Source organism: Candidatus Methylomirabilota bacterium, from assembly GCA_028870115.1.
Lineage (GTDB): Bacteria > Methylomirabilota > Methylomirabilia > Methylomirabilales > Methylomirabilaceae > Methylomirabilis.
Genome location: JAGWQH010000082.1, coordinates 1 through 25810 on the forward strand (window position 1 = coordinate 1; position 25810 = coordinate 25810).

Below are 25810 nucleotides of genomic sequence, written 5' to 3' on the forward strand. Positions count from 1 at the left end.
ACTGCACGCCCCGGAGTTGTTGCAGGAGGTGTATCACGGCGCCACCTTTGTCAATGGTGTCCGGGTGATGGAGCACGAGTGGAGGGTTGCCGCCTAACTTTTGTTTGCACACCTCTTGACAAGACCTCATATTTCATTATCGCATTCAACTGAGTGCTTGACGCGAAAAAACACAAAAGTCGGTCTTGACAGATATATGGAAAGCTGTAAAGATATATTTACAACACACAACGCGTGCGGAAGGAGAAAGTCATGAAGACCACCGTCGAAATTTCGGATGATCTCTACCGGCACGCCAAAGCCGAGGCGGCCTTGCGTGGGCGCAAGCTTAGAGAGCTGGTGGAGGAGGGTTTGCGTTTGGTGATCCAGAGCCCCCGCAAACGGGTCACACGGCCCACATTACGGGAGCTTATGCAGAACGCCTGCGGAGTGGTGGATTCCGGCATTTCGGACCTTGCCTCCAACCCGAAACGCCTCGCAGGGTTTGGCCGCCATGCGCGTCGCCATCGCTGATACCGGCCCGCTGGTGGCGTTGCTCGACCGGGCCGAGCGACATCATGCGTGGGTGGTGGAGCGGGTCGCTGAACTGGAGGCACCGTTGTTGGTGTGTGAACCGGTGCTGGCGGAAGCGATGTTCCTGCTAGCGCGGTTGCCGAAAGCCCCGGAGGCCTTGTGGGAGCTGTTGGAAAATGGCGCTCTTCGAATGGCTTTGCACATCGACGAACAGATAATGGCGCTGCGGGCGCTTCATCGCAAGTATCGTGATCGCCCGATGTCTCTCGCTGACGCCTGCATCGTGCGCATGGCCGAGCTATATGAAAACCACGCAGTATTTACACTAGACTCCGATTTTTCGGCCTATCGGAAACACGGGCGCGCGCCGCTGACCCTGATTCACCCGTTTTGAGGGGCTATATGCCTTTCATCCAAGCCTACGGCACTCAATGGTGAGGCGCGACCACCGAACGGGTTGCGGTGGCGCGAGAAATCAGGAACCAACCCAAACTTAAAGGAGGCAATCGTAATGAAAAAGATGGTCAAGCTGTTTTCGTGGGTTTCGATAATGGTATTGTCCGCCGGATTCGCGTTTGCGGCCGATGACAAGCCGGCTCAGAGCGAGGCGAAACCGGGAGACGCCGTGAAGACGGAGAGCCGATCAGAGTGGGTGCGTGGCCGCGAATTAATGACACGAGAAGAACGCGCAGAGCATCGAAAAAAAATGCGCGCAGCCAAGACTGCGGAGGAGCGGGAGCAAATCCGCAAGGAGTTTCATGAGCAAATGAAGGCGCGCGCCAAGGAGCGTGGCATCACGCTGCCGGATCAGCCGCCTGCTATGGGTGGAGGCATGGGACCAGGCGGCGGAATGGGACCAGGAGGCATGGGTCCCGGTCCGCGTCGCTGACCAACGTGTTGCCTGACACTCTCATCAACCGAACAATTGTACGAGGGGCGCGATGCGATAATGTTTCAACTACGGTCACAGAGGAGGGTGTGTCATGAGTAAAATTCTGGACGAGGTACTCGCCGCGAACAGGGCCTATGCCGCGAACTTTGGGGACAAGGGCAAACTAGCCATGCCGCCGGGGCGGCGGTTTGCCATTCTGACCTGTATGGATGCGCGGCTCGATCCGGCGAAGTATGCGGGACTCTCGGAAGGGGATGCCCACGTGATCCGCAATGCGGGTGGTCGCGCCAGCGACGACGCGATTCGGTCGCTGGTGATTTCCTATAAACTCCTCGGGACCCGAGAATGGTTTGTCATCCACCACACCAATTGCGGAATGGAGATCTTTACCGACGAAATTATGCGCGGGTTGCTGACTAAGAGTCTGAAGACTGCGTCCATCGATGCCGGCGGATGGCATGATACCCGTCAAGGCCCTGGATCAACGGAAGGCGCGTTTATCGACTGGTTGACCATCGCCGACCAGGTCGAGAGTGTCTGCGCGGACGTACGCCGCATCAGGACGTATCCGCTGGTCCCACGCGATATTCCTGTCTATGGCTACATCTACGACGTAAAGACCGGTCAGCTCGTCGAGGTCCCTGAAGCCACACGAATCGGGCAGTAGGGGCGAAACATCTTTCGCCCCTACCTGGTGGGTTGGAAGGCGCTAAAACTCATACTTGGTAATGAAGGCATCTCCATCCCCCTTGAGCGTGGAACTGAATGCCCCTGGCGTGGTGGGGAAGTCGGAGGACTTGGTGCCTCCAGTCACGTACGCATGGCCCTCCTTGTCCACGGCAATGGCCTCTCCCCAATCATGCTGACTGCCTCCCAGATAGGTAGAGTAGACGAGGGCTGAGCCCGTTGGGGCGAGCTTCGTCACAAAGGCATCCCCCCAGCCGTTGTAGGAGGTATTGACCGCCCCGGGCGTGGTGGGGAAGTCGAGGGACTTTGTCCTTCCTGTCACATAGGCATGACCCTCGTCGTCGACGGCAATGCCGAAGCCTACATCATAGTCAGTCCCGCCCAGAAAGGTCGAGTAGACGAGGCTGGCGCCGTCGGGAGCGAACTTCGTCACAAAGGCGTCCCCATGGCCCTTAAAGGAGGTATCACGCGCGCCTGGGGTTGTGGGAAAATCAGCGGAAAGGGTTCCCCCTGTTATGTAGGCATGGCCCTTCGCATCCACCGCAATGCCGTGGCCCCAATCAGACCGACTTCCGCCCAGGAAGGTAGAGTAGACGAGGCTGGCGCCGTCGGGAGCGAGCTTCGTTACAAAAACATCTCTGTCGCTGTACGGTTTAGTATCGAACGCTCCAGGCGTCGTGGGGAAGTTGGCGGAGGTTGTCTCTCCCGTTACGTAGGCATGACCCTCGCTATCCACGGCAATGCCATAACCCCAATCATACTGAACCCCGCCCAGGAAGGTGGAGTAGATAAGGCGAGCGCCGTTGGGCGCAAGCTTCGTCACGAAGGCATCCCTGTCACCATTGTGCTTGCGACTGAAGGCCTCGCGGGTGGTGGGGAAGTTGGCGGAGCGTGTCCCACCCGTTACGTACGCATGGCCCTCCGCGTCCACGGCGATACCGTGGCCCCAGTCTTCGCTGCTCCCGCCCAGGAAGGTAGAGTAAATAAGGCGAGCGCCGTTGGAGGCGAGCTTAGTCACAAAGGCATCCCTGTCACCATTGTGCTTGCGACTGAAGGCCTCGCGGGTGGTGGGGAAGTTGGCGGAGGTTGTCTCTCCCGTTACGTACGCATGGCCCTCCGCATCTACGGCGATACCGTGGCCCCAGTCATCGCCACTCCCGCCCAGAAATGTCGAGTAGACGAGACTGGCGCCGTCGGGAGCGAGCTTCGTTACAAACACGTCCGCAGCGCCGGCATGCTTAGAACGAAACGCGCCCTTAGACGTTGGGAAATCGGACGACTCGCTCCTTCCTGTGACGTAGGCGTGGCCCTTCGCATCTACGGCAATGGCGAGGCCTAATTCGTCGCCGCTTCCCCCCAGAAGGGTGGAGTAGGCCACCACCGGGTCAATCACCAGCGGTCTGCCCGGATCGTAGGCGCCCACCTGGAAGCCGACATGGTGCGCGTCTTTGATCATATAGCCGCCCGAAATCGCCCGCCTCGTACCCTCCAGCTCCTGATAGAGGATGGGTTTCTGAAGACGAATGAATCCCCCCTCGGTGTGTATGACTAAGTCGCCCTGGGTCCCTATGTTGAGCTGCTTGGCTCCCTCAAAGCGTAGGGTGATAGCTTGAGGATCGGCTCCCGGCGCGACGAGGAAGTCGTATTCCAGTTGGCTCTGATTGCCGTAGTAGACAAGGTCGATACCCGGGTACACGCTTTGATTGCGTACCTTGGCGTATGTGGGGATATCGGCGCGCCACATAGTAGGGTCGTTACCGCGGAGGTAGTTGATTCTACCCAGCAGCTTCTCGATCCCCACCACTTGGCGCTTGGGGCTGGCGCCCACAAGCTCCATCCGCAGAATCGTGGGACCGGCCTGTGGGCTTTGCTGGCGTAAGACCAATATGGCCTTGGTGTCGGTCAAAAAGATGGTGTAGCCGTGACCGCGAGCCAGGAACTTCACCTGGGGGTTAGTCTGACCCTGGTTCGCCTCGAAATACATGGGTAACTTACCGTATGTCGTCAGCAGGCTGGCCTCAGTGGCCGCGTTGGGGGCGGCAAAGGAACCGGAAGAGACCGATGGCGATGCCTGGGCCGGCGCGGCCTGGCAGTTCAACAGCGCAAGGAATCCCATCACAAGTCCAACGCTAGCTTTCGCGCGATCGATCAAGTCCATGGTTCTCCTCCTGGGTAGATCGTACGGTTTACGACTTTCCTCGCGCTATCAATCTGGCCATATCGCATTCCGGGCACTTGAGGCTCGGTGAGACTGATTTAGGGAATCATTCTGAGGGTATCGGCCTCCGATGGTCAAGCGAAATAAGTGCGGCACAGATGGCGCCTGTATTCAGGGTCGTATGATTTCATCTATCGATTGGCCGCCACGGTTCCCCCGACCTCATTCGAGGACGTCATTTTTTTCTTGACACGCCGCTGAGCCCGATTATATTAACTTCCGTTTCATCGTTTCCTGTTCTGCGGCAGTGTGGGAAGGCGCAGCCATGGCGGCCGCGCGGGAACCCGCGGCCGAAGTGGGCGAGTGTGAATAGGCCGCGGTAGCGGTATTAGTCGAATCATTCATAATATCGGTAACCAAAGGTAGCTATCATGAGAATTGTGTCTTGGTACCAAAGCGACAAGGTTGTGTACGAATCAGCGAAAGAGTCGGTTCGTGATGCTGTGGTTGAAGCAGTCAGGAGGGACTCCGCCCTCATGAACGCCGATCTCAAGGGCGCTAATCTTCGGGATGCCGACCTCGCGAGCGCCATCCTCGGAGGCGCCGACCTTCGGGATGCCGACCTCCAGGGCGCCAATCTCCAGGGCGCCAATCTCCGCGACGCGAACCTTGCCGGCGCCAACCTCAGGGGCGCCAATCTCCGCGACGCCAATCTCGCGGGCACCAACTTGGCGGGCGCCCACCTGACTGACGCCGACCTCTTTCACGTGAAGTTTTGGGGACGTGGCGGTTCAACGAGAATTAAGAAAGCGCAGGTCGAGTCTTTCTTAAAAGCGTTAGGGATAATTGTCGAAGAGTAGCTATCGCCTCCAAGGGGGCGTAGCTCACACCTTACTGTGAACGGGCTGCCACTGACAGGTGCCGTCCGGTAAGGGGATTGCGGTAAAATCCCCGAAGAGGTTGGGAGCCTCCCGGGTCATGATTTCGGCCACCTTCCCGAAGACGCTTCGAATTTCCACCTCAGCCCCCGGCGTGGTTCGCGCCTCGATCACCCAGCGGAGCGTCCGGGCGTTCGCCGTCCAGATGATGGTCGTGGCGACACCATCCGGAGCGATTCGGCGCATGGCGGAGGTGAGGACCTTCTTCTCGTGAAACGGTCGCCCTTCAATCTGTAAGACGTCCGCTAATTGCTGTTGTGCCTTCTCACTGTTGACCACCGCCTCCTCAAAGATCGCGCGCGCCTCCGGGTTATCACGAATCTCAGGCGGTAGCCACACCGGGATATTGGTCAGTCGCACGAAGCGCAGGCTCTCCTGGCTGATGGCGGTACCGGCGCGATGTCTCACCAGTTCATGGGTCAAGACGCGGCTGACATGGAAGAAAGCAAAAGTCCAGCTTACGTGCTCCAGGACACTGCCGTGCTTGACCTTCAGGATATTCTCCAGGTAGGCTTGGCTGCCCTCTCGCACCTTGGTGACATTGGGATTGAGGCCCGGTTCAAACGAGCGGTAGCACGCGCGCCCCGCCACCTCGATCAGTTGCTCGGCGGCTGACGGGGCATCGGTTGACCACCCGGGTGCGCCGACCGCCTGTAGATAGGCGGCGAGCCCGTCGGCATCTATCGTCGGCCTGGCCAGGAGAAAAACCTGCGGCTCCACCTGCTTCACATTGCCCTCCTCGCATACGGAGAACTGGCTGCGTCTGGTTGCTTACGACACCACCCAGGTCTCGCCGGCGTATAGGAGCTTCTCAAGGGTGCCTTTGCCCTGCTGCTGGGTGACGGCGCGGCCCTGCTCGGCAATCAACTCCTCATAGGTCGGCTCGCGGACGGCGCGTAGCACGCCGATCGGCTGAGGGAACTCCGGGCTCGTGAGCCGCGACAGCATGAAGTGGTAGCCCTCGTCTTGCCGCCTTTCGTCATGAACCAATAGTCCCGACGTATTGCCGTCGATCTCGACAACCTCCGGGGACATATCGGGGCGCATCCGGATGCCCTTCTTCCGCTCTTTGCCGAACACGAGCGGCTTACCGTGTTCCAGGACGAGCAGCCGGTCGCTCCGCACATCCTTGTCGGTGACCGATTCCCATGTCCCGTCGTTGAATACGTTGCAGTTCTGGTAGATTTCTACGAAGGCCGTGCCTTTGTGCTCGGCGGCACGCCGCAACACGTATTGCAGATGTGGACTGTCGATATCGATCGATCGCGCGACGAACGTTGCCGACGACCCGATCGCCACCGAAAGCGGATTAAAGGGGCGGTCGAGCGCTCCGTATGGCGTAGATTTGGTCTTTACGCCCTGCTCGCTGGTCGGCGAGGTCTGACCCTTGGTAAGGCCGTAAATACGGTTATTGAAGAGCAGGATTTTCAGGTCGACATTGCGCCGCATCGTATGAATGAGGTGGTTGCCGCCGATTGATAGGCCGTCGCCGTCGCCGGTGATCACCCATACCATCAGATCGGGGCGCGTGATCTTGATGCCGGTCGCCACCGCCGGCGCCCGTCCGTGGATCGAATGGAATCCGTAGGTGTTCATGTAGTACGGGAACCGCGACGAGCAGCCGATTCCGGAGATGAAGACAATTTTCTCGCGCGGGATACCCAGGTCCGGCATTACCCGCTGTACGCTGGCCAGGATAGCATAGTCGCCGCAGCCGGGGCACCAGCGGACATCCTGGTCCGAGATAAAATCCTTACGTGTGAGTGTGGGAGCGTGTTCAAGGTTGCATTGAGGCATCGTTATACCGCCTCTGCGTGCGTGAAGAGTTCGGCGTGTTCACGCATACCTAAAAGTTCTTCCGCCTTGACGACGATCTCGGAGACCTTGAATGGCCGGCCCTGGACCTTCTGGAACCCCACCGCGTCGACCAGGAACTGCGCCCGCAGCATCATCAGTAACTGGCCGAGGTTCATTTCCGCGACCAGCACGCGTCGAAAGCTCGCCAGTACCTGGCCAACGTTTGTCGGCATCGGGTTCAAGTAACGCAGATGGAGCGCCGAAACCCGGTGACCCCGCCGGTGGAGGCTCTTGACCGCATGCGTGATCGCCCCATAGGTTGATCCCCATCCTACGATGAGCAGGTCGCCGGAGGGATCGCCGTAGACCGTCGCCTCCGGGATCTCGTCGACGATGCGCGAGACCTTCTCAGCTCGTATCCGAACCATCTTCTCGTGGTTCTGCGGATCGTACGAAACATTACCGGTGATGTCTTCCTTTTCAAGACCGCCGATGCGGTGCTCCAAGCCGGGCGTGCCCGGAATGACCCACGGGCGCGCCAGCGTCTTGGGGTCGCGTAGATACGGGTGGAAGCCCTGCGGGTCGGTCCTGAACGTTACCCGAATCTTCTGAAGCGATGCGATTTCGGGGAGCTTCCAAGGCTCGGCGCCGTTGGCCAGGTAGCCGTCCGAGAGGTATATCACCGGACACATATGGCGTATGGCGATCCGTACAGCCTCAATGGCCATCCAGAAGCAGTCGCCCGGTGTCGCCGGGGCGATTACTGCCACCGGGCACTCGCCGTTTCGTCCGAACATTGCCTGCCAGAGGTCGGCCTGCTCGGTCTTGGTCGGAAGGCCGGTCGACGGTCCGCCGCGCTGCACGTTGACGATGACCAGCGGAAGCTCAGCCATCACCGCGAGGCCGATCGCTTCGCTCTTGAGCGCCAGGCCTGGACCGGAGGTTCCGGTAACGCCGATGGCGCCCGCGTACGAAGCCCCGATCGCAGCGGTCACTGCTGCGATCTCGTCCTCAGCCTGAAACGTGGTCACGTCATAGTGGCGATACATGGAAAGGTTGTGCAGGATATCGGAAGCCGGCGTAATGGGGTAGCTTCCGTAAAAGAGCGGCAGTGAAGCGAGTTGCGCCGCGGTGACGAGGCCGATCGCGGTGGCTTCGTTTCCGGTGATGTGACGATAGGTGCCTGGCGCAATAACAGCAGCGGGCACGACGTAGCGAGAAGGAAACAGCTCAGCAGTCTCGCCATAATAGTAGCCGGCCCGGAACGCCTTGATGTTGGCTTCGGCGAGCTTTGGATTCTTCTGGAACTTGGACCGGATACTTTTTTCTTCGCGCTCTGTCGGATGATTGTACAGCCAGAACATGAGGCCGAGCGCGTAAAAGTTCTTGCAGCGTCCGACCTCTTTGGCCGTCAACCCCATCCCTTCCAGCGCGAGCGCGACCTGCTTGGAGATGTCGATCGCGAACACTTGGTAACCGGAAAGGCTGCCGTCCTCAAGCGGGTTTGAGGTATATCCTGCCTTCTCAATGTTGGGCTGAGTGAACGTACCGATATTAACAATGACGATGCCGCCGCGCGGCAGGTCCGGCAGGTTGATGCGCAGTGCGGCCGGGTTCATGACCACCAGGACGTCGGGTTGATCGCCCGGGGTGAACACCTCCTGACTGGAAAAATGAACCTGATACGCCGAGACGCCTGCAAGCGTTCCTGCCGGTGCCCGAATCTCAGCCGGATAATCCGGAAATGTCGCCAGGTCACTCCCTTCCAGCGCAACGCTCTTAGTAAATTCCGTTCCGGTAAGCTGCATGCCGTCGCCTGAATCGCCGGCAAAGCGGACGACGACGGTCTCCAACTCGCTCATCGGTCGGTGCCGGACTCCAGATGCAGGTTGCGTACTCTCGATTTCGCTCATCTAGGTCCTTTCATTCTTGTCATTCTTATGATGGTCTAATCGTCCCCTAGCCACCGTGAAGCCCTCGCGCCGCGAGGCCGGGCTCGGGCGGCACATTGAGTACTGCGGCGGGGAACAGGGAGACGATATACTTGACAACGTCCCGTATCGACACGACGCCCACCGGTCGGCCGTGTCTATCGAGTACCGGAATATGACGGTAGCCGCCGGTGTGCATCTTGTTGAGGGCGTACGCGATCCCGTCGTCCATGCCCACGGTCTCAGGATTCGGCGTCATGATCTGCTTGGCTGGACTGTCCAGGTCGAGCTGTCCGACGACCTTCTTCAGGATGTCCCGCTCCGTAAGGATCCCAATAAGCCGATCGCCCTCTGTCACCAGCACGCAGCCGACGCGGGCGCCGTTCATCCCCGTGATCGCCTCTCGCACGGCGGATTCCGGATGGATGCAAATCGGCTCTCGCAATTCCAATTCTCGAATCGGCTCCGTTAAGATTGCACAGCATATCTTCTCAACGTCTTTATGCGTATCAACGTCCTCGTCCTCATATGCATCTTCAAATTCGCTTGCCGCAATACCCATGATTCTCAGCCTCCCGATCTGGACACCGGAGTGCTCTGAAACGCCGAGTCTTTCCCTTTTCCACCTCGCCTCCACTCCATACTTTCTTTTCATCTTAACGATAGTCTTCGTGTGGCGCGAAGTCAAGGTCAAAGCCGGGAAGAGGGCATGCGAGGCGCGTAAAACGGGCGGCTTTGCAGTTGACAGTGTCTGGGGGCTCTACTATAGTTTAGTCAGTGAGAAGCGCGTTGTATCGGTGCGTTGTGAGCGCAAGAATTTACTTGTGCGCGCCTCAGAGGAAGGTGGAGAAAAAGACGTTGGTTGAGCTGATTGTTGATGGTGTGCCGATACAGATTCCCGCCGGGACGTCAATTCTCGAGGCGGTTCTGCAGACCGGCGGCGAGATCCCGCATTTTTGCTATCATCCGAAGCTCCGCGTGGTGGGTAGTTGTCGGATGTGCCTGGTGGAGGTACAAGGAACTTCAAAGCTGGTGATCTCGTGTGCCACCCCGGTTGCGGATGGGATGGAGGTGTTCACGGCCTCCGAACGCGTGAAGAAGGCCAGGAATGCGGTGCTCGAGTTTCTGTTGCTGAACCACCCGCTCGATTGCCCCGTCTGCGATAAGGGCGGAGAGTGCCCGCTTCAAGACTACACGCTCAGGTTCGGCCCCGGCGAGAGCCGCTTTATCGAACCGAAGATCCATCGGATCAAGCACCAGCCGATCGGCCCCTCTGTCATCTTCGACGCCGAGCGGTGCATTCTGTGTACGCGCTGTGTCCGATTTTGCCAGGATGTGACCGGGACGTCGGAGCTGGGCGTGTTCGGCCGAGGCGATCGATCTGAGATCGGCCTCTTTCCTGGTCGAAGCCTGGATAACGGATACTCCGGAAATGTGATCGACCTCTGTCCGGTAGGGGCACTGACGAGCCGGGACTATCGCTTTGCCGCCAGGCCATGGGATCTGATTACACAGGTTCCGTCGATATGCGGGCTGTGCAGTGCCGGGTGTAACATCACGGTGGATGTTCGGCATAAGGAGCGGGGCGCGCAGATGCTCCGCATTCGCCCGAGAGTCAACAATGAGGTCAACGGCCACTGGATCTGTGACGAGGGCCGCTTTGGGTTTCATTTCGCTGAGGACCCGGGACGGATCGGTGCGCCATTGATACAGCGAAATGGTGAGTTGCTGCCGGCGAGCTGGGACGAGGCGATCGATCGTATTGCCGGCGACCTCGCCAGGATCCTCCGAGAGAAGGGGCCGGAGGCCATCGGTGTGGTCGCATCGGCGCGGCTGACCAATGAAGAGGCATTCCTCGTTCGACAACTGTTTGGAGAAAGACTCGGTATTCCAAACATCGATTACCGGGTGAGGCGATCTCAGGAGCCCGGCGGCGATATGCCGGAAGATCACCTGCTTCGGCGAACCGATAAGTATCCTGACTCGGTCGGGATGCGAACTCTGGGACTGCTCCCAAAGATCCAAGGGATGGGGACCAGAGAGATGCTGGGCGCTGCAACCGAAGGTCGGCTGGCCGCTTTACTCGTTTTTGAGGAGGACTTGGTGGCTGCGCTGTCCGGCGAGTTCGCCGTTGCGAACTCGCTTAAGCAGCTGGATCTGCTTGTCACTCACGATTTATTCTTGACAGCGACGGCAAAGCTGGCGCATGTTGTTCTACCGGGATTGAGCTGTTACGAAAAGGAGGGGACGTTCACAAATTTCGCGGGGCGGGTTCAGCGCCTCCATCCGGCGCTGGAACCATTCGGTCGCGCGATTCCGCTTGTCGAGTTCCTGCAGCGTCTCGCATGCCGACTGGAACTTCCCCTGGTGGAAGGGAATACAGAAGCGGTGTGGAATGAACTCGCCCGCTCGGTTCCGGTATGTGAAGGCGTGACGTACGAGAGTATTGGTGAGTTGGGAATGCCGTTGGCGGATACGCCGGTGGCAAGATAGTGGCTGTACGGAAGCTGTCAGCCGTCGGCACAAATCGTTTGTATGAGTGCTGATAGCAGACTGCTTACATACGAAGGAGACAACTCATGGGGTTGTTCGACAACAGACAAATAGAGCCGAACGTCATCACGACGACGGTCGAGTGGCTCTTTAATTGGGCCCGCAAGTCCTCCCCTTGGCCGATGACTTTTGGTCTGGCCTGCTGCGCGATCGAGATGATGGCCACCGGCGCCTCCCGCTTCGACCTTGACCGCCTGGGAGCCGGCGTCTTCCGCCCGTCGCCGCGCCAGTCCGACGTGATGATCGTGGCCGGGACCGTCACTGAGAAGATGGCGCCTCGCATCAAGACCCTCTATGAGCAGATGCCGGACCCCAAGTGGGTGATCGCCATGGGTGCCTGCGCGATTTCCGGCGGTCCCTTCTACTACGACGCGTACCACGTTGTTAAGGGAGTGGACCTGCTCGTCCCGGTCGATGTCTATGTTCCGGGCTGTCCACCGACGCCCGAGGCGCTTATCTTCGGCATCCTCACCCTCCAGGAACAGATCACCCGCGGCGAGCGTGCGAAACCAGGCCGCCGGCCGACCCTGCCCGAGCCCCTGGCGGCGGCGTAAGGGGGATACCATGGGAGGCTACTTCTCAGATCTATTCGGCGGCAGCGCGAGTATTCTTCGCTCTCTGTGGGTGACACTCCGGTACCTCTTCACCCCAGCCATCACCGTCCAGTACCCCGATGAGCAGCGGACACAACCGTTGCGCGCGCTGAATCGTCACGTACTCAGGATCGACGAGACGACCGGGCAGCTCAAATGTACCGCCTGCGAGGCCTGCGCGAGGATCTGTCCTACGCGCTGTATCGAGCTGACCGGGACCGGTAAGGGAAAGAATCGTCACCCATCTGCCTTTTCCATCGACCACAACCTCTGTATGTACTGTAACCTCTGCGTCGAGGTCTGCCCCTTCGACGCCATTACGATGTGGACACGGATCGGCGAACTCAGCGCCCCTGTCCGCAGCGGTCTGGTTTTCGATCTGAAAGCCCTGACGGCAGAGCGCTTCTACCCGTCTCCGACGACTCCAGAAAAGCCGGTCCCACCGGCCGTCGAGCCAGAGCCAGAGAAGGCAGAGGTTGCGGCTCCGGCCCCCTCTTCGTGAGATGAGCACACCAGTAGAAGAGGTGATTATTCTTGGGTCAGGCCCGGCGGGCCTGACCGCGGCTTTGTATACCGCCCGAGCCAATCTGCATCCCCTTGTCATCGAAGGGAACGAGACCGGCGGGCAGTTAGTCCTAACGACGTTGGTGGAGAACTATCCAGGATTCCCGGATGGGCTTATGGGGCCTGAGCTGATTTCCAGGATGCGACAACAGGCGGAGCGATTTGGCGCAAGGTTCTTGAAGGGAGATGCGACAGCCGCCGATCTGAGCAGCAACCCGTTCACCCTGATGGTAGATAATGAACCGCATCAGACCAGAGCGCTGATCGTCGCGACGGGGGCGTCGGCGAATCTGCTCGGGCTCGAATCTGAACGCAAGCTGCTGGGACATGGAGTCTCGACCTGCGCAACGTGCGACGGGTTCTTTTTCAGAGATCAGCAGGTAGCGGTTGTGGGTGGGGGCGACTCGGCGGTTGAGGAGGCGCTCTTCCTGACGAAGTTCGCGACGAAGGTGACACTTATTCATCGACGGGACAAGCTCCGGGCGTCGAAGATCATGCAGGAACGGACCTTCGCAAATCCCAAGATTGAGCTCTTATGGAACCGAACGGTTGTGGAGATCCTTGATACGTCACAGGGAAAGGTGACCGGAGTCAAAACCAGGGTCGATGGTTCGTCCTCACCGGAGACACTCGTCTGCGACGGTGTGTTTGTTGCGATCGGGCATTCCCCCAATACGAAGCTGTTCACGGGACAGTTAGAGATGGACGAGCGAGGGTACATTGTCACGCATCATGGGACGATGACCAGCGTCTCTGGTGTCTTTGCTGCCGGCGATGTGCAGGACCATGTCTACAAGCAGGCCGTCAGCGCCGCCGGATCGGGGTGCATGGCCGCCCTGGATGCCGAACGCTATCTGGAGAGCCTGTAAGGCGAGGATGGTTCTATGGCGATGAAACCGATGAAGACGCTCCTCGATCTGGAGGAGGGGATGCGGATCGTCATGGACGCGGCCCAGCCGATAGAGCGGGCTGAGCAGGTGACGCTGCTTGATGCGGTGGGCCGAGTGCTGGCCGAAGAGATCTGCGCATCGATGGATGTCCCGCCCTTTGCCCGGGCGGCGATGGACGGTTATGCCGTCAGGGCAGAGGATACGTTCGGCGCGGGTAATTTTTCACCGAGAATTCTAGAGCTTATTGAGGTGATTCACGCCGGAGAGTCCGCCCGCCTCAGCGTCCGCTCGTCGAGTTGCATCCAGGTAGCGACGGGCGCCCCGATGCCCGAGGGCGCCGATGCCGTCGTGATGGTGGAAGACACGGAGCTGGACGGGACCAAGGTGAGGGTCTACAAACCCGTCTATCCGCAACAGCACGCCTCACCGATGGGCGAGGATATCAAAGCGGGAAATCTTGTCCTGCAGCGCGAGATGCGCCTGGATCCAAGCAAGATCGGTGTGCTGGCTGCGCTCGGGTTGCAAAAGGTAGCGGTTTATCAGAAGCCCCGGGTGGCCGTAGTGCCTTCCGGCAACGAAATCGTCACGGCCGGAGAGGTGCTCAGTCCCGGGAAGATCTACGACATCAACTCCTACACCCTCTCTGCGCTTATCAGCGAGAACGGTGGCCTTCCGCACATCTTCCCGATCATGAAAGATACATTGGAATCGGCGATCTCAACGATACGAGAGGCCCTCTCGTACGACCTCATCGTCCTGTCAGGCGGCAGTTCTGTTGGTGAGCGGGACATGATGGTAGAGGCGGTACAGCGGATGGGGGAGATGAAGTTTCACGGCATCGCCGTCAAGCCCGGGAAACCCACCCTGTGCGGCATTGTGGAAGGCCGTCTGTTGCTGGGGATGCCGGGCTATCCCACGTCATGCCTGACCAACGGGTATGGGATCTTGGCGCCCGCGCTTCGGAAGATGGCAAGGCTCGGCCAGCGCGCGCTGGCATCGCTGAAAGCCCCGATGGCCCGTCGGTACACCTCGACGATCGGACGACATCAGTACCTGCCTGTCCGCCTCGATGGTGGGGAGGTCGTCCCGGTCTTCAAAGAGTCAGGCGCCATCACCTCGATGGCTGACGCAGAGGGGTATATCGAGATTCCTGCCAATGTGGACCTCCTCGAGAAGGGAGAAGTTGTGGAGGTCCTTCTGTTTTGACCATCCATCCGGTCGTCCTCGGTGCCATGTTCTGGCAGTACTGTCTGGAGGCGATATCTTCATGGATTTGACGCTTATCAAGCAACTGGCTATTCCCTCGTCCTCTAAGATCGTTCTGTTGGTGGCTGATGGGCTGGGAGGCCTGCCGAGAGAGACGGACGGTCGAAGTGAGATGGAGGTGGCCCGGCTTCCCAATCTCGACGCCCTCGCTGCTCGCTCCCTCTGCGGTCTCATCGATATGGTGGGCCCAGGGATTATTCCCGGTAGTGGACCAGGGCACCTCGCCCTCTTTGGCTACGATCCTTTTACGTACCAGATCGGACGAGGGGTCCTTGAAGCGTGCGGCATCGACCTGGAACTTCGTTCAAACGATGTGGCAAGTCGGGGCAACTTCTGCACACTTGATGAAGAGGGAAGAGTTGTCGACCGGCGCGCCGGTCGAATCACGACTGAGATCTGCCGACGCCTGTGCTGTCAGCTCGATCAGATCCGGATCGAAGGGGTGGATGTCATTGTCAGACCCGTCAAGGAGCATCGGTTCGTGGTTGTATTTCGGGGGGAGCGGCTCTCTGATGCCCTTTCCGATTCCGATCCCCTTACCATAGGCGAGCGACCCCTTGCTGTAAAGGTTACCAGCCCTGGAGCGGAACAGGCGGCTGCGCTCGTCAATAAGTTTCTGGATCAGGCTCGTGGAATCCTGAAGGACGAGAAACCGGCCAATATGATCCTGCTCAGAGGCTTTGCCTTGCCGCCAAAACTCCCCGCATTTCCGGAACTGCTGCGGCTCCGGGCGGCGGCGATCACCTGCTATCCAATGTATCGTGGTCTCGCCAAACTTATCGGGATGGAGGCGTTACCTTTTTGCATGGACTTGGATGACGAACTCAAAACCTTGTCAGCCAACTACAACCAATACGATTTCTTTTACGTACATTTTAAGGGGACCGATCGGGCCGGCGAGGACGGCGACTTTGACGCGAAGGTAGGCGCGCTGGAGGAGCTGGATCGGCGAATACCTGATTTTCTTGCGCTACAACCCGATGTATTTATCGTGACCGGCGATCATTCGACGCCGGCTGTCCTGAAAGGACATAGCTGGCATCCGGTTCCCTTTCTGCTCCGGTCACGATGGTCTCGTTCTGCCGGGGTCATCAGATTTACGGAGCGAGAGTGCGCTCAGGGACCCTTGGCGACGATGCGAGCTGTCGATCTTATACCCCTTGCAATGGCCAACGCTTTGAGATTCAAGAAGTTCGGAGCATGAAGCCGGAAACGGACGACGGCGGCGAGATCAACGTTGAAATTGACAGTTGCATCATAGTATTCTTACAATAGAAATGTTGAGCAGCCAGCGCAACCAGGTGAGACGATAGGCTATGATTTAGGCGCACCCGTGGAGCGTGCTGGATGTGCTTCCAGCGCCGGTGTTTTTGGTAAAAGTGGCCGGCTGAGAGCCGAATAATTACGGAGACACTCATGGCGGTAACCCTTCCGATCTACATGGATCACCAGGCGACTACGCCCGTTGCCTCAGAGGTGTTCGAGGCGATGCGTCCGTACTTCTGCGAGCGGTTCGGCAATCCGGCCTCTCGTAATCACCCTTTTGGTTGGGTAGCCGAAGAGGCGGTAGAACAGGCCCGCGCCCAGGTCGCGCACCTGCTTGGCTGTAAAGCGGCAGAGATCGTCTGGACGAGCGGCGCCACCGAGGCGAATAACCTGGCGATAAAAGGGGTGGCGGCTGCCTATCGGGAGAAGGGACGGCACATCATCACCTCGCGAACCGAACATCACGCTGTCCTTGATACGTGCAGGCGTCTGGAGCACGAGGGTTGTCAGGTTACCTATCTCCCCGTGGACAAAACCGGACGCGTCGATCCGGGCGACGTCGAGCGGGCGATCAGGAAAGATACGGTTCTCATTTCAATCATGGCGGCGAACAACGAAATTGGAACGCTGCAACCTGTTGCCGAGATCGGCCGGATTGCTAAGCGCCATGGCGTGCTGTTTCATACCGACGCCGCTCAGTACGTGGGCAAACTCCCACTCTCAGTAGACGACTGGCAGGTCGATCTTCTCTCGGCGTCGGCGCATAAATGTTATGGTCCGAAGGGCGTGGGTGCACTCTACGTGCGGATGACGAAGCCTCGCGTCAAGCTGGTCCCCCAGATGGATGGGGGCGGCCACGAAAAGGGCCGTCGCTCAGGGACGCTCAATGTCCCCGGGTGCGTCGGTTTCGGCGCGGCCTGTGCCCTCGCCGAGCGCGAGCTTCAGACCGAGCCCGCGCGGCTCCTCTCGCTTCGCGAGCGGTTGCGGAATGACCTCTGGTCCGGGCTTGACTACCTGCACCTCAACGGGCACCCGACCGAGCGCCTTCCCGGCAACCTGAATATCTCCTTTAGGTTTGTTGAGGGAGAGTCGCTGCTTATGGCACTCAAAGGGATAGCCGTCTCCTCCGGTTCGGCCTGCACCAGCGCCACGGTTGAGCCCTCGTACGTTCTGCTGGCGATCGGCCTGAACGCAGAGCTGGCGCATGCCAGTATCCGTTTTGGTCTCGGCCGATCGAATACTGAGGAAGAGGTGGACTACGTCGCCGCCCGAGTGATAGAAAATGTAACCCGCCTGCGGGCGCTGTCACCCTTATATGAGATGGCGCTTGAGGGGATCGACGTCAAAGACACACAATGGAGTCTCCGGACCTGTTAGTGGGGGGTAGCGCAAGAGACCCGCGGTTCGTCGCGTGTCAGGATTATCGAGACGATAGCGAACCGTTCTCGTTATGAACAAGAAAGCCGAGATGGCCATTGAAGAGGCCCAAGAGGAACGCCAGCGCACAAACGGTAGAAGAGAACGTAGTGCTCGCATTGCGCTCATCAGCCCACGGTTTGAGGTGTCATATTGGGGGCACGAGTATGCATTAGGCTTCCTCGACAAACGAGCGATTACGCCGGTCGCGGCGCTGCCGCTGCTGGCGGCGCTGACGCCCCAGGAGCATGTGGTCACGCTGATCGATGAAAACATAGAGTCCATTAACTATGACGCGTTGGCGGACATGGATATTATCGGTGTGACCGGGATGAGTGTTCAGCGTTTCCGCATGACACACATTCTTCGCGAATTGAAGAAGCGGGGCTGTTTTACGGTTGTCGGAGGCGCTTGGATTACGGTCCAGGAAGACTACTTTGAAGATTTGGCGGACGTTATTTTTGTGGGAGAAGCGGAAGAAACATGGCCCGCATTCTTACACGATTGGCAAGTGGGTAAGTGGAGACGACGTTACGAGCAAAGCACAAAATCGGATATGACTCGTGTCCCCACGCCTCGCTTTGATCTGCTTAAGATGCACGATTATCTTTATGCGGGCATTCAAATCTCCAGGGGTTGTCCCTTCGTCTGCGAATTTTGTGACATCATCGTCACATTTGGGCGCCTTCCGCGGATAAAAACGAGTGCGCAAGTCCTGGCGGAACTCGATAGTTTGCGTATTCAAAACGTAAAACAAGTGTTTATCGTCGATGACAATCTTATTGGGAATAAGGCCGTCATTAAAGTTGTGCTACGAGACATCATCAAGTATCAACAGGCGCATGGGTATCCATTTAACTTCTTTACGGAAGCCTCAATCGATCTGGCGGAAGACGGCGAGCTTATCGGCTTGATGGCCGAGGCGAACATCGAAGGGGTCTTTGTCGGAATTGAGAGTCCGAATGAAGAGTCGCTACGAGAGACGAAGAAGCATCATAATATCAGGCCGGCGGCGGGTAGCCTCCTGGATCGCGTACATAAAATTCAGCGTGCTGGCATTGAGGTCACCTGCGGCATGATTGTTGGATTCGATCACGACGATGCGACGATCTTCCAAGCGCAACAGCAGTTCCTCTCAGAGGCCTATATTCCTCACGCGATGCTCGGGTTGCTCTATGCCACTCCTAAAACACCCCTGTACGACCGATTAAACAGGGAAGGCCGTCTTGATCGGTCTGATACCTCGGAATTTGGAACAAACGTGATTCCTCGCAATCTAAGTCGGCGCCAACTGCTGGATGGCTATATCAATACCATGCAATCGGTGTATGAGGCCGATGCGTACTTTGACCGTTTAGAGGCATTGTATCTCAGAGGATATTTGGGACAGGGGCAGTTGGGTGGCGAGAAGTACTTGAAACGGCATCCATGGGTGCGAGTAAAGTATGAGGTGATGAATGCCATTATTGCAGTGGTGTTAATGTATCGGCTCATTAAGAATATTAAAGAGAAGGGGTTACGACGCGAGTATCGCAAACGACTGTGGCGGGCATTGAAGGCCGACATCATGCCAAGTTTTGTAAGTGGATACATCGTAAACTGTATATTGCACTACCATTATTACAAGCTCGTGCAGGGATTAAGTAGCGGGCGATTTGTCAGCACCATGTAGGCGTCGAAGGTGTATCATGGTTGGCGTAAGCCAACGACGCGAGATCTTTGCCGGGGAGCCAAGGCTTTGACGAACGGCTCTCGATAGAACGAGCTTCCAATGATTACTTTGACCGAAAGCGAACTGCTATGTCTCAGTTGACGGATATAGATACTCCGCCTTCCAAGGCAGAAGAGGAGGAGTTCGAGCGGGGTCTCCTCCTGACAACGCTGGACAGTCTGGTCAATTGGGCGAGGAAGTCATCGATCTGGCCGGCGAGCTTCGGACTTGCCTGCTGCGCCATTGAGATGATGGCAACGGGGGCTTCGCGTTTCGATCTTGCCCGATTCGGGGCGGAGGTCTTTCGGGGGTCGCCACGGCAGTCTGACCTGATGATTGTGGCGGGCCGCGTGAGTCGCAAGATGGCTCCAGTCCTGAGAAGAATCTACGATCAGATGCCGGAGCCGAAGTGGGTGATCGCGATGGGAGCTTGCGCGTCCTGCGGCGGAATCTTTAACACCTATACCATCGTTCAGGGCGTAGATCAGATCGTTCCGGTTGATGTCTACGTGCCCGGCTGTCCGCCAAGGCCGGAGCAGTTGATCCACGGGATCATGCTGCTGCAGGAAAAGATTGCGAAGGAGCGGCCGAGCAAGCAGGGCCTCTTCCACCTCCCGTGGCGAAGGGCGGCATAGGAACATCGCGCGTGCGCGTCATAGGTGGCCACGATGATTACCGAGATCGTCAAAGGGATGGCGACCACATTCAAGCATATCTTCCGGAAACCGGTGACGGTCTCCTATCCGGAAGAACGGCTTCCTCTGGCGCCTCGCTACCGCGGCCTGCACATGCTCGTGGTAGGCGACGACGGGATGGAGCGGTGCGTGGGGTGCGAACTGTGCGCGGTCGCCTGTCCGGCAGATGCGATCTATGTAGAGGCAGCAGAGAACACCGAACAGGAGCGCCACTCCAAGGGTGAGCGTTACGCCAAGGTGTATAAGATCCACATGCTGCGTTGCATCTTTTGCGGCTACTGTGAGGAGGCCTGCCCGGAGGAGGCGATTGTGCTGGGCAAACAGTATGAGCTTGCCTCCTACAACAGGGATAGTTTCGTATTCGGAAAGGAGCGTCTGATGACGCCACTAGCGGAAGCGCTGAAGCAACGGCCAGACCTCCACCTTGACTGGTAGTTAAATCGAAGCGAGTGGGGGAGGGGCAGTCGATGCGGAGGTGCGGCGTTCATGATTGAAAGTAGTGCGTATCTAGGTGTGAGGAGGGTGGTGCCGTCATCCGAGGCGGTAGGTATCTGCATGAAGCGTTCGCACATTAACGGAGGGAGGGCATGGTAATCAGGCACGAAACGTTTACGGTAGCGACGGAGGATCGACTCCAGTTTATGGACCTGACAAAGCGTGTGCGAGATCTGCTCCAGGGGTATAAGGTCAAACAGGGGTTGATCATCCTCAACTCCCTTCATACGACGACTGCGCTGTTCATCAATGAGTGGCAGGAGGCCTTGCTCCATGACCTTCAGATCCTGCTGGATCGCCTGGTCGGGCAGGGGGACGGCTATCGCCACAACGATCCATCGTACTCTGATTGCGATCGGAGCAACGCCGCCTCGCACCTTCGCTCTCTCTTGCTTGGCCGGCAGCTCTCGGTTCCGGTGGTCGATGGGGAGATGAGCCTTGGGACCTTTGAGTCTATTATCTTCGCCGAGTTGGACGGACCGAGAGAGCGACAGATCCAACTCCAGATACTGGCTGAATAAGAGGTCGGCATCGGAACCCAGCTTACCTGTGCGTCGCACGCAGACTGGCGTAAGCGGCGAGAGCATGAACGCGGCTGGCCCTGGAACTACTGAATTTGAGCAAGGTTGGCATTCTCCGAAGGGACGGGCCATACGTGAAGTCGTCTTTGGGGTGCACGATGGCCTCATTACGACAATCGGTTTTCTGTCGGGGGTCAATGCCGCAAGCGCCAGTTGGCGCGTGATTGTGATCGCCGGTTTGGCGGGGGCATTTGCCCAAACCCTGTCGATGGGATTCGGGGCCTATCTCTCGACCAAATCGGAACGTGAGTTCTACCAGCGAGAGATTGCTCGGGAACGGTTGGAAATCGAGACAGCGCCGGAGAACGAACGCGACGAGATGCGTCAGATCTATCGGAGTAAGGGCTTTCCGGACAATGAGGTCGAGATCGTCGTTGCGCGCGTGACGGCGAACAGGGAACTGTGGCTCAAGGTGATGATGATGGAGGAGTTGGGACTGATTGAGGAGCGATTCGATAACCCGCTCAAGATCGGCCTGCTGATAGGGGCCTCCTCCTTTGTTGGGGCTTTCCTCCCGATCCTTCCTTACTTCTTCCTCGAACTCAGATGGGCGTTTACGGCCTCGGTCGGTCTGGCCGCGTCAGCCCTGTTCGCGACCGGGGCGGGTAAAACGCTTCTGACGCGGAAAGCCTGGTGGAGTAGCGGGCTTGAGATGATGGGGATCGGGCTCCTGGTTGCGGTTGCGGGTTACGGCATCGGGCACGTCCTCGGCGCCCTCTGGCACTAATAAGATGTCTATGCATCGAATCGTTCGGTATCGCGGCGGATCGTTCGAGACGGTTGAGATTCCTGTAGTGGGGGAGCAGCCTCTCACGATCTATGTCAACGGGTATGAACTGGCGACGTTGCTGTGTACGCCGATAAAGCTCGATTGCCTGGTCGTGGGATTTTTGAGTTTTGAGGGGATCATCCAGGCGCTCGACGAGGTCAAGTCGCTGGAGGTCTTTCCCGAAGAGGCGGTGGCGGACGTGAGACTGACCAAGGCATTCACCCCCCCGCGACGCCGCATCCTCACCTCCGGATGCACCGGAGGCATTACATTTGGCATGCCGATGGAGGGATTTAAAGCATTCCCAGAGGAGGCGACCCTGCGCCCGGAGCAACCGTTTGATCTCATGAAACAGTTGTATGCCGAGGCGTATCTCTATCGGGAGTCGCGTGGCATTCACGCCGCGGCCCTGAGTGATGGTAAGCGCCTGCTGCTCGTCGCTGAGGACGTCGGCCGGCATAATGCTCTGGATAAGATCCACGGCGAAGCGCTGCTGCATGGGATGACGACCGCCGGGAATATCCTCCTTTCCACCGGTCGCATCTCATCCGAGATGCTCCGTAAGGGCGCCCACATGCGGACCCCATTTGTGATCTCTCGAACCTCACCCACGAGCCTCGCCATCGTCGCGGCCAAGCGCTTCGGCATCACCGTGATCGGCTACTGCCGGGGCGAAGGATTTAATGTCTATAGCCATCCGGAGCGTCTGCTTTCACAGCGGGTGGCGCTAATGACCGGTGACCAGTGCCTCGTGACTGGTGACTAGACGCCAGCCACTCTCTAGTCGCCCCATGCGCCTTATCGATCTGCACACCCATACGACTACTTCTGACGGCGTCCTCTCTCCGCAACAATTGGTACGCTTCGCCAAGAACTGCAATATCTCCGTTCTAGCCATCACCGATCATGACACACTGGAGGGTATCCCGGCGGCGATGGCGGAAGCCGAGCGGGTAGGGGGGCTGCAGGTTGTTGCGGGTGTCGAGATTACAGCCCATGTCGAGGATCTGGAGGTTCACATCCTTGGGCATTTCATTGATCCGGATGATTACCGACTCACTGAATTTCTTGCCTCCTCCCGTAACGACCGAATCGAGAGGGTTCATCGGATGATCGAGAAGCTCTGGGCTCTCGGTCTCCCACTGGACATCAATGAGGTCTTGAGCCTGGCGGCAGGTCCCTCAGTTGGGCGCCCTCATGTGGCACAGGCGATGATCAGGCGTGGATATGTGGCGTCGCTGAAGGATGCCTTCGATCGGTATCTGACGTCCGGCAAGCCAGGTTACGTAGAACGTTCCAGGATTCCTGCGCCTATGGCGATTCGCGCCATCAAGGAAGCCGGAGGTGTGGCATCCCTCGCGCATCCTGGAGAATATGGCCGTGACGAGATCATTCCATTCCTCGTACAGCATGGACTGAATGGACTGGAGGTGTTTCACCCGGAGCATAATAGCGAATCGTTATTCCGCTACGAACGAATGTGCGTGGAATACGGTCTATTGGCGGTCGGTGGCTCTGACTACCACGGCACCGGAGGCCTTCGCTCGATCGGGCTTGGGAGGCCGGCCTTGCCGGATGCAAGGTTCGAACAATTGCTCGCGGCAAGGGCTGCCTCCCGCATCCCTCCTGTTCGAGCGTAGGCGTGGGATGACGCTGCAGATACGCGAGTTCTTTGTCAAGACGACGCAGAAATCTCAGGTGATCGACATTACGGCGAGGATTCGGGAGATCGTGGCGCAGGATAGCGCAGACGAGGGGCTGTGCTGTGTCTTTGTGCCGCACGCGACCGCGGCTGTCACAATTAACGAGAATGCCGATCCGAACATCGGCGAAGATCTTCAGGAAGCGCTGGGGAAGTTGATCCCGGAGGGAATCTGGCGCCACGATCGGATCGACAATAACGCGGCGGCCCACATCAAGGCGGCCATCCTCGGCCCGAGTGAAACGGTGCCGGTGAAGAACGGGAAGCTGGTGTTGGGAACCTGGCAGAGTATTATGCTCATGGAGTTTGACGGCCCGCGCGAGCGGCGGGTGATTGTCCAGGTCAGGTGAATGTGCGCCCTTCGAATGTTGACAGAGGGATTAAGACATGGTAGAAGGACATGTAGTGTGTCCGTATTCAGCCTTCCTAAACGGCGACCTGACCAATTATCTTTACGGGCTCGAACGAGGCATGTGTGCTCAGATCGGCTGAGGCAACGCCGCTGTTGTCGCATCCCGAGACCCTTGGCTCACCTAAGCCACCGTGGCTGAAGGTTAAAGCTCCAGGTTCGCCCAATTACCTTCGGTTGAAGCGACTCGTCCGAGAGGGGCAGCTTCATACCATCTGTGAAGAGGCCCTTTGTCCCAATATCGGCGAGTGCTGGCAGCAGCTCACCGCAACCTTCCTCATCCTGGGTGAGATCTGCACTCGCAACTGCGGTTTCTGCGCTGCCACGCACGGCCGGCCGACCGAACTCGATCTGGCCGAGCCGGAACGTGTGGCCAAGGCGATTTGTGAGCTTGGGTTGGTCCACGCAGTCGTCACCTCGGTGAATCGCGATGACCTGGCTGACGGTGGCGCGAGGATCTTTGCGGCGGTGATTCATCGAATTCGAGAGCGTTCACCGGGTTGTAGTGTTGAGGTGCTCGTTCCGGATTTTCGTGGCAGTGAGGCAGCCCTGAGAACCGTTGTTGAAGCCGCGCCGGCTATACTCAGCCACAATGTAGAAACTGTTCCCAGATTGTATCAAGAGGTCCGCCCTGGATCGAGCTATGAGCGATCGCTCGAACTTCTGGCCAAGGCGAGGCGAATAGCGCCGGAGTTGGTAACCAAGTCAGGGGTAATTGTGGGATTCGGTGAGACATGGCAAGAACTGCTCCGGACGATGGCGGACCTCAGGGCGGTAGATTGCGATATCCTGACGCTGGGCCAATACCTCCGGCCAAGCCAGGCGCACCTGCCGATCAGAAGATACTATACCCCGGAGGAGTTCGGGGAACTGAAGATGATTGGGGAAGGGATGGGCTTTAAGTACATCGAGTCCGGGCCATTGGTCCGGAGTTCGTACCATGCCCGCGGCCAAGCTGAGAACGTCAGCCGGAAACGTGAGAGCGGGAGGACTGAGCTATGCTGAAGTTAGAGCGGAAGGAGCTGGTGGATCTGCTTCGGCAGATGCTCCTGATGCGCCGATTTGAGGAGAAGTGCGCGGAGATGTACGCTATGGGAAAGATCGGCGGCTTCCTCCATCTGTATATCGGTCAGGAGGCGGTGGCGACGGGCGCCATCTCAGTGTTGCGGCCGGATGACTACGTCATTGCCAGCTATCGGGAACACGGCCATGCCTTGGCCAAGGGTTGCGATCCGGGGAAGATTATGGCGGAGCTGTTCGGGCGGGCAGACGGCCTCTGTAAAGGTAAAGGTGGCTCCATGCACCTGTTCGACAAGGCCAATCACTTCCTGGGCGGGCATGCGATCGTGGCCGGGCAGATCCCGATCGGGACCGGCGCCGCCTTTGCGAGCCAGTACGAGGGAAAGGATCAGGTCACACTCTGCTTCTTTGGAGACGCTGCCGTCAACCAGGGGGTATTTCACGAGGCGCTCAATCTTGCGGCCCTGTGGCACCTACCGATCGTCTATATCTGCGAGAACAATCGCTACGGCATGGGTACGGCTGTAGAACGCGCTACCCCGGTCAGGGAGCTGTATCGGCGGGCTGAGGCATATGGAATGCCTGGCGAGGCGGTAGACGGGATGGACGTCCTGGCCGTTCGGGAGTGTGTAGGATTGGCTGTTGAACGGGCGCGACGAGAACGTCTCCCATCTCTGATTGAGGCTAAGACGTATCGATTCCGGGGGCACTCGATGGCGGATCCGGGGACCTACCGAACGAAAGATGAGGTCGAACGGGAAAAGCAACGCGACCCCATCCTGCTTTTCCGGGATCACCTCATGGCTGAGGCGGTGATCAAGGAGTCGGATTGGAAGGCGCTGGAAAAGGAGGTCCGAATCACGGTAGAGGCGGCGGTCCGGTACGCCGATGCCTCCCCGGAGCCGCCCGTGGAGTGGCTGTGTACCGACGTCTACGTCTCAGAGCGCTGAGGGAGGGAACGAGA

Annotated in this window: 27 protein-coding genes; 22 read left to right on the plus strand and 5 right to left on the minus strand. The window is 58.4% G+C overall.

Going from position 1 to position 25810, the window contains the following annotated elements; genetic code table 11:
• Positions 1 to 252: 252 nt before the first annotated feature.
• From KGL31_09005 to KGL31_09020, 4 genes are all read left to right on the plus strand, one after another.
• Positions 253 to 513 carry a hypothetical protein gene (locus KGL31_09005; GenBank protein ID MDE2322035.1) on the plus strand — a complete coding sequence of 87 codons (261 nt, stop codon included), beginning with the start codon at positions 253 to 255 and terminating at the stop codon, positions 511 to 513.
• Positions 494 to 907 carry a PIN domain-containing protein gene (locus KGL31_09010; protein MDE2322036.1) on the plus strand — a complete coding sequence of 138 codons (414 nt, stop codon included), beginning with the start codon at positions 494 to 496 and terminating at the stop codon, positions 905 to 907. The genes KGL31_09005 and KGL31_09010 overlap by 20 nt, the downstream gene beginning before the upstream one ends.
• Positions 908 to 1024: 117 nt before the next feature.
• Positions 1025 to 1402 (plus strand): hypothetical protein, encoded by a 378-nt coding sequence (locus tag KGL31_09015; protein MDE2322037.1) that lies wholly within the window; start codon positions 1025 to 1027, stop codon positions 1400 to 1402.
• A gap of 94 nt (positions 1403 to 1496) precedes the next feature.
• Positions 1497 to 2072, plus strand: coding sequence for a carbonic anhydrase (locus tag KGL31_09020; protein ID MDE2322038.1), 576 nt, complete (start codon positions 1497 to 1499; stop codon positions 2070 to 2072).
• A gap of 42 nt (positions 2073 to 2114) precedes the next feature.
• Here the strand turns inward: KGL31_09020 and KGL31_09025 are convergent, their stop codons facing one another.
• Complete coding sequence (locus KGL31_09025; protein ID MDE2322039.1) at positions 2115 to 4250, minus strand: SBBP repeat-containing protein; 2136 nt, start codon at positions 4248 to 4250, stop codon at positions 2115 to 2117.
• A 431-nt stretch (positions 4251 to 4681) separates the two neighbouring features.
• Between KGL31_09025 and KGL31_09030 the strand changes: the two genes are divergently transcribed.
• The gene (locus tag KGL31_09030) at positions 4682 to 5110 is read left to right on the plus strand and encodes a pentapeptide repeat-containing protein (GenBank protein ID MDE2322040.1); all 429 of its coding nucleotides are present in this window, start codon (positions 4682 to 4684) and stop codon (positions 5108 to 5110) included.
• Positions 5111 to 5134: 24 nt separating this feature from the next.
• Here KGL31_09030 and thyX read toward each other — a convergent pair whose 3' ends face one another.
• From thyX to KGL31_09050, 4 genes are read right to left on the minus strand one after another with little or no spacing between them, the layout of a single operon-like run.
• Positions 5135 to 5917, minus strand: a complete 783-nt coding sequence (gene thyX, locus KGL31_09035) for an FAD-dependent thymidylate synthase (protein MDE2322041.1) — start codon at positions 5915 to 5917, stop codon at positions 5135 to 5137.
• A gap of 42 nt (positions 5918 to 5959) precedes the next feature.
• Positions 5960 to 6985, minus strand: a complete 1026-nt coding sequence (locus KGL31_09040; GenBank protein ID MDE2322042.1) for a 2-oxoacid:ferredoxin oxidoreductase subunit beta — start codon at positions 6983 to 6985, stop codon at positions 5960 to 5962.
• Between the two features lie 2 nt (positions 6986 to 6987).
• A complete protein-coding gene (locus tag KGL31_09045) occupies positions 6988 to 8898 on the minus strand; it encodes a 2-oxoacid:acceptor oxidoreductase subunit alpha (protein MDE2322043.1) in 1911 nt (636 codons plus the stop codon).
• Positions 8899 to 8944: 46 nt separating this feature from the next.
• Positions 8945 to 9478 (minus strand): CBS domain-containing protein, encoded by a 534-nt coding sequence (locus tag KGL31_09050; GenBank protein MDE2322044.1) that lies wholly within the window; start codon positions 9476 to 9478, stop codon positions 8945 to 8947.
• Positions 9479 to 9759: 281 nt separating this feature from the next.
• Between KGL31_09050 and KGL31_09055 the strand changes: the two genes are divergently transcribed.
• The 17 genes from KGL31_09055 to pdhA all read left to right on the plus strand — a co-directional run bounded on the left by KGL31_09055 (position 9760) and on the right by pdhA (position 25796).
• The gene (locus KGL31_09055; protein ID MDE2322045.1) at positions 9760 to 11409 is read left to right on the plus strand and encodes a molybdopterin-dependent oxidoreductase; all 1650 of its coding nucleotides are present in this window, start codon (positions 9760 to 9762) and stop codon (positions 11407 to 11409) included.
• A gap of 86 nt (positions 11410 to 11495) precedes the next feature.
• Positions 11496 to 12023: an NADH-quinone oxidoreductase subunit B gene (locus KGL31_09060; protein ID MDE2322046.1), complete on the plus strand. Its 528-nt coding sequence runs from the start codon at positions 11496 to 11498 to the stop codon at positions 12021 to 12023.
• Positions 12024 to 12033: 10 nt separating this feature from the next.
• Positions 12034 to 12564, plus strand: a complete 531-nt coding sequence (locus tag KGL31_09065) for an NADH-quinone oxidoreductase subunit I (protein ID MDE2322047.1) — start codon at positions 12034 to 12036, stop codon at positions 12562 to 12564.
• Between the two features lies 1 nt (position 12565).
• Positions 12566 to 13495, plus strand: a complete 930-nt coding sequence (gene trxB / locus KGL31_09070) for a thioredoxin-disulfide reductase (protein MDE2322048.1) — start codon at positions 12566 to 12568, stop codon at positions 13493 to 13495.
• A gap of 15 nt (positions 13496 to 13510) precedes the next feature.
• Complete coding sequence (locus KGL31_09075) at positions 13511 to 14722, plus strand: molybdenum cofactor biosynthesis protein (GenBank protein MDE2322049.1); 1212 nt, start codon at positions 13511 to 13513, stop codon at positions 14720 to 14722.
• A 61-nt stretch (positions 14723 to 14783) separates the two neighbouring features.
• Positions 14784 to 15986, plus strand: coding sequence for a 2,3-bisphosphoglycerate-independent phosphoglycerate mutase (locus tag KGL31_09080; protein ID MDE2322050.1), 1203 nt, complete (start codon positions 14784 to 14786; stop codon positions 15984 to 15986).
• Between the two features lie 212 nt (positions 15987 to 16198).
• Positions 16199 to 17425, plus strand: a complete 1227-nt coding sequence (locus KGL31_09085) for an IscS subfamily cysteine desulfurase (GenBank protein ID MDE2322051.1) — start codon at positions 16199 to 16201, stop codon at positions 17423 to 17425.
• A 91-nt stretch (positions 17426 to 17516) separates the two neighbouring features.
• Positions 17517 to 19136, plus strand: coding sequence for a B12-binding domain-containing radical SAM protein (locus tag KGL31_09090; GenBank protein MDE2322052.1), 1620 nt, complete (start codon positions 17517 to 17519; stop codon positions 19134 to 19136).
• Between the two features lie 128 nt (positions 19137 to 19264).
• Entirely contained in the window at positions 19265 to 19810 is a 546-nt protein-coding gene (locus KGL31_09095; GenBank protein MDE2322053.1) for an NADH-quinone oxidoreductase subunit B, read from the plus strand.
• Between the two features lie 33 nt (positions 19811 to 19843).
• Positions 19844 to 20305 (plus strand): NADH-quinone oxidoreductase subunit NuoI, encoded by a 462-nt coding sequence (gene nuoI, locus KGL31_09100; GenBank protein MDE2322054.1) that lies wholly within the window; start codon positions 19844 to 19846, stop codon positions 20303 to 20305.
• Positions 20306 to 20457: 152 nt separating this feature from the next.
• Entirely contained in the window at positions 20458 to 20886 is a 429-nt protein-coding gene (locus KGL31_09105) for a secondary thiamine-phosphate synthase enzyme YjbQ (GenBank protein ID MDE2322055.1), read from the plus strand.
• A 64-nt stretch (positions 20887 to 20950) separates the two neighbouring features.
• Positions 20951 to 21673, plus strand: coding sequence for a VIT1/CCC1 transporter family protein (locus KGL31_09110; protein MDE2322056.1), 723 nt, complete (start codon positions 20951 to 20953; stop codon positions 21671 to 21673).
• 10 nt (positions 21674 to 21683) lie between these two features.
• Positions 21684 to 22481: a formate dehydrogenase accessory sulfurtransferase FdhD gene (gene fdhD / locus KGL31_09115; GenBank protein MDE2322057.1), complete on the plus strand. Its 798-nt coding sequence runs from the start codon at positions 21684 to 21686 to the stop codon at positions 22479 to 22481.
• 25 nt (positions 22482 to 22506) lie between these two features.
• Entirely contained in the window at positions 22507 to 23355 is an 849-nt protein-coding gene (locus KGL31_09120; protein ID MDE2322058.1) for a PHP domain-containing protein, read from the plus strand.
• A gap of 7 nt (positions 23356 to 23362) precedes the next feature.
• Complete coding sequence (locus KGL31_09125) at positions 23363 to 23767, plus strand: secondary thiamine-phosphate synthase enzyme YjbQ (protein MDE2322059.1); 405 nt, start codon at positions 23363 to 23365, stop codon at positions 23765 to 23767.
• 125 nt (positions 23768 to 23892) lie between these two features.
• A complete protein-coding gene (gene lipA, locus KGL31_09130; protein MDE2322060.1) occupies positions 23893 to 24831 on the plus strand; it encodes a lipoyl synthase in 939 nt (312 codons plus the stop codon).
• Positions 24825 to 25796 (plus strand): pyruvate dehydrogenase (acetyl-transferring) E1 component subunit alpha, encoded by a 972-nt coding sequence (gene pdhA, locus KGL31_09135; GenBank protein ID MDE2322061.1) that lies wholly within the window; start codon positions 24825 to 24827, stop codon positions 25794 to 25796. The genes lipA and pdhA overlap by 7 nt, the downstream gene beginning before the upstream one ends.
• The last annotated feature ends 14 nt before the right edge of the window (positions 25797 to 25810 follow it).

Coding starts and splice junctions, on each gene's coding strand:
- KGL31_09120 (MDE2322058.1), top strand. CDS start 22,507: ATGCGCCTTATCGATCTGCACACCCATACGACTACTTCTGACGGCGTC.
- KGL31_09005 (MDE2322035.1), top strand. CDS start 253: ATGAAGACCACCGTCGAAATTTCGGATGATCTCTACCGGCACGCCAAA.
- KGL31_09010 (MDE2322036.1), top strand. CDS start 494: ATGCGCGTCGCCATCGCTGATACCGGCCCGCTGGTGGCGTTGCTCGAC.
- nuoI (MDE2322054.1), top strand. CDS start 19,844: ATGATTACCGAGATCGTCAAAGGGATGGCGACCACATTCAAGCATATC.
- KGL31_09110 (MDE2322056.1), top strand. CDS start 20,951: ATGAACGCGGCTGGCCCTGGAACTACTGAATTTGAGCAAGGTTGGCAT.
- KGL31_09040 (MDE2322042.1), bottom strand. CDS start 6,985: ATGCCTCAATGCAACCTTGAACACGCTCCCACACTCACACGTAAGGAT.
- KGL31_09025 (MDE2322039.1), bottom strand. CDS start 4,250: ATGGACTTGATCGATCGCGCGAAAGCTAGCGTTGGACTTGTGATGGGA.
- KGL31_09125 (MDE2322059.1), top strand. CDS start 23,363: ATGACGCTGCAGATACGCGAGTTCTTTGTCAAGACGACGCAGAAATCT.
- KGL31_09090 (MDE2322052.1), top strand. CDS start 17,517: ATGGCCATTGAAGAGGCCCAAGAGGAACGCCAGCGCACAAACGGTAGA.
- trxB (MDE2322048.1), top strand. CDS start 12,566: ATGAGCACACCAGTAGAAGAGGTGATTATTCTTGGGTCAGGCCCGGCG.
- KGL31_09050 (MDE2322044.1), bottom strand. CDS start 9,478: ATGGGTATTGCGGCAAGCGAATTTGAAGATGCATATGAGGACGAGGAC.
- KGL31_09075 (MDE2322049.1), top strand. CDS start 13,511: ATGGCGATGAAACCGATGAAGACGCTCCTCGATCTGGAGGAGGGGATG.
- KGL31_09065 (MDE2322047.1), top strand. CDS start 12,034: ATGGGAGGCTACTTCTCAGATCTATTCGGCGGCAGCGCGAGTATTCTT.
- KGL31_09045 (MDE2322043.1), bottom strand. CDS start 8,898: ATGAGCGAAATCGAGAGTACGCAACCTGCATCTGGAGTCCGGCACCGA.
- KGL31_09020 (MDE2322038.1), top strand. CDS start 1,497: ATGAGTAAAATTCTGGACGAGGTACTCGCCGCGAACAGGGCCTATGCC.
- fdhD (MDE2322057.1), top strand. CDS start 21,684: ATGCATCGAATCGTTCGGTATCGCGGCGGATCGTTCGAGACGGTTGAG.
- KGL31_09085 (MDE2322051.1), top strand. CDS start 16,199: ATGGCGGTAACCCTTCCGATCTACATGGATCACCAGGCGACTACGCCC.
- KGL31_09080 (MDE2322050.1), top strand. CDS start 14,784: ATGGATTTGACGCTTATCAAGCAACTGGCTATTCCCTCGTCCTCTAAG.
- KGL31_09105 (MDE2322055.1), top strand. CDS start 20,458: ATGGTAATCAGGCACGAAACGTTTACGGTAGCGACGGAGGATCGACTC.
- KGL31_09060 (MDE2322046.1), top strand. CDS start 11,496: ATGGGGTTGTTCGACAACAGACAAATAGAGCCGAACGTCATCACGACG.
- KGL31_09030 (MDE2322040.1), top strand. CDS start 4,682: ATGAGAATTGTGTCTTGGTACCAAAGCGACAAGGTTGTGTACGAATCA.
- KGL31_09015 (MDE2322037.1), top strand. CDS start 1,025: ATGAAAAAGATGGTCAAGCTGTTTTCGTGGGTTTCGATAATGGTATTG.
- pdhA (MDE2322061.1), top strand. CDS start 24,825: ATGCTGAAGTTAGAGCGGAAGGAGCTGGTGGATCTGCTTCGGCAGATG.
- KGL31_09095 (MDE2322053.1), top strand. CDS start 19,265: ATGTCTCAGTTGACGGATATAGATACTCCGCCTTCCAAGGCAGAAGAG.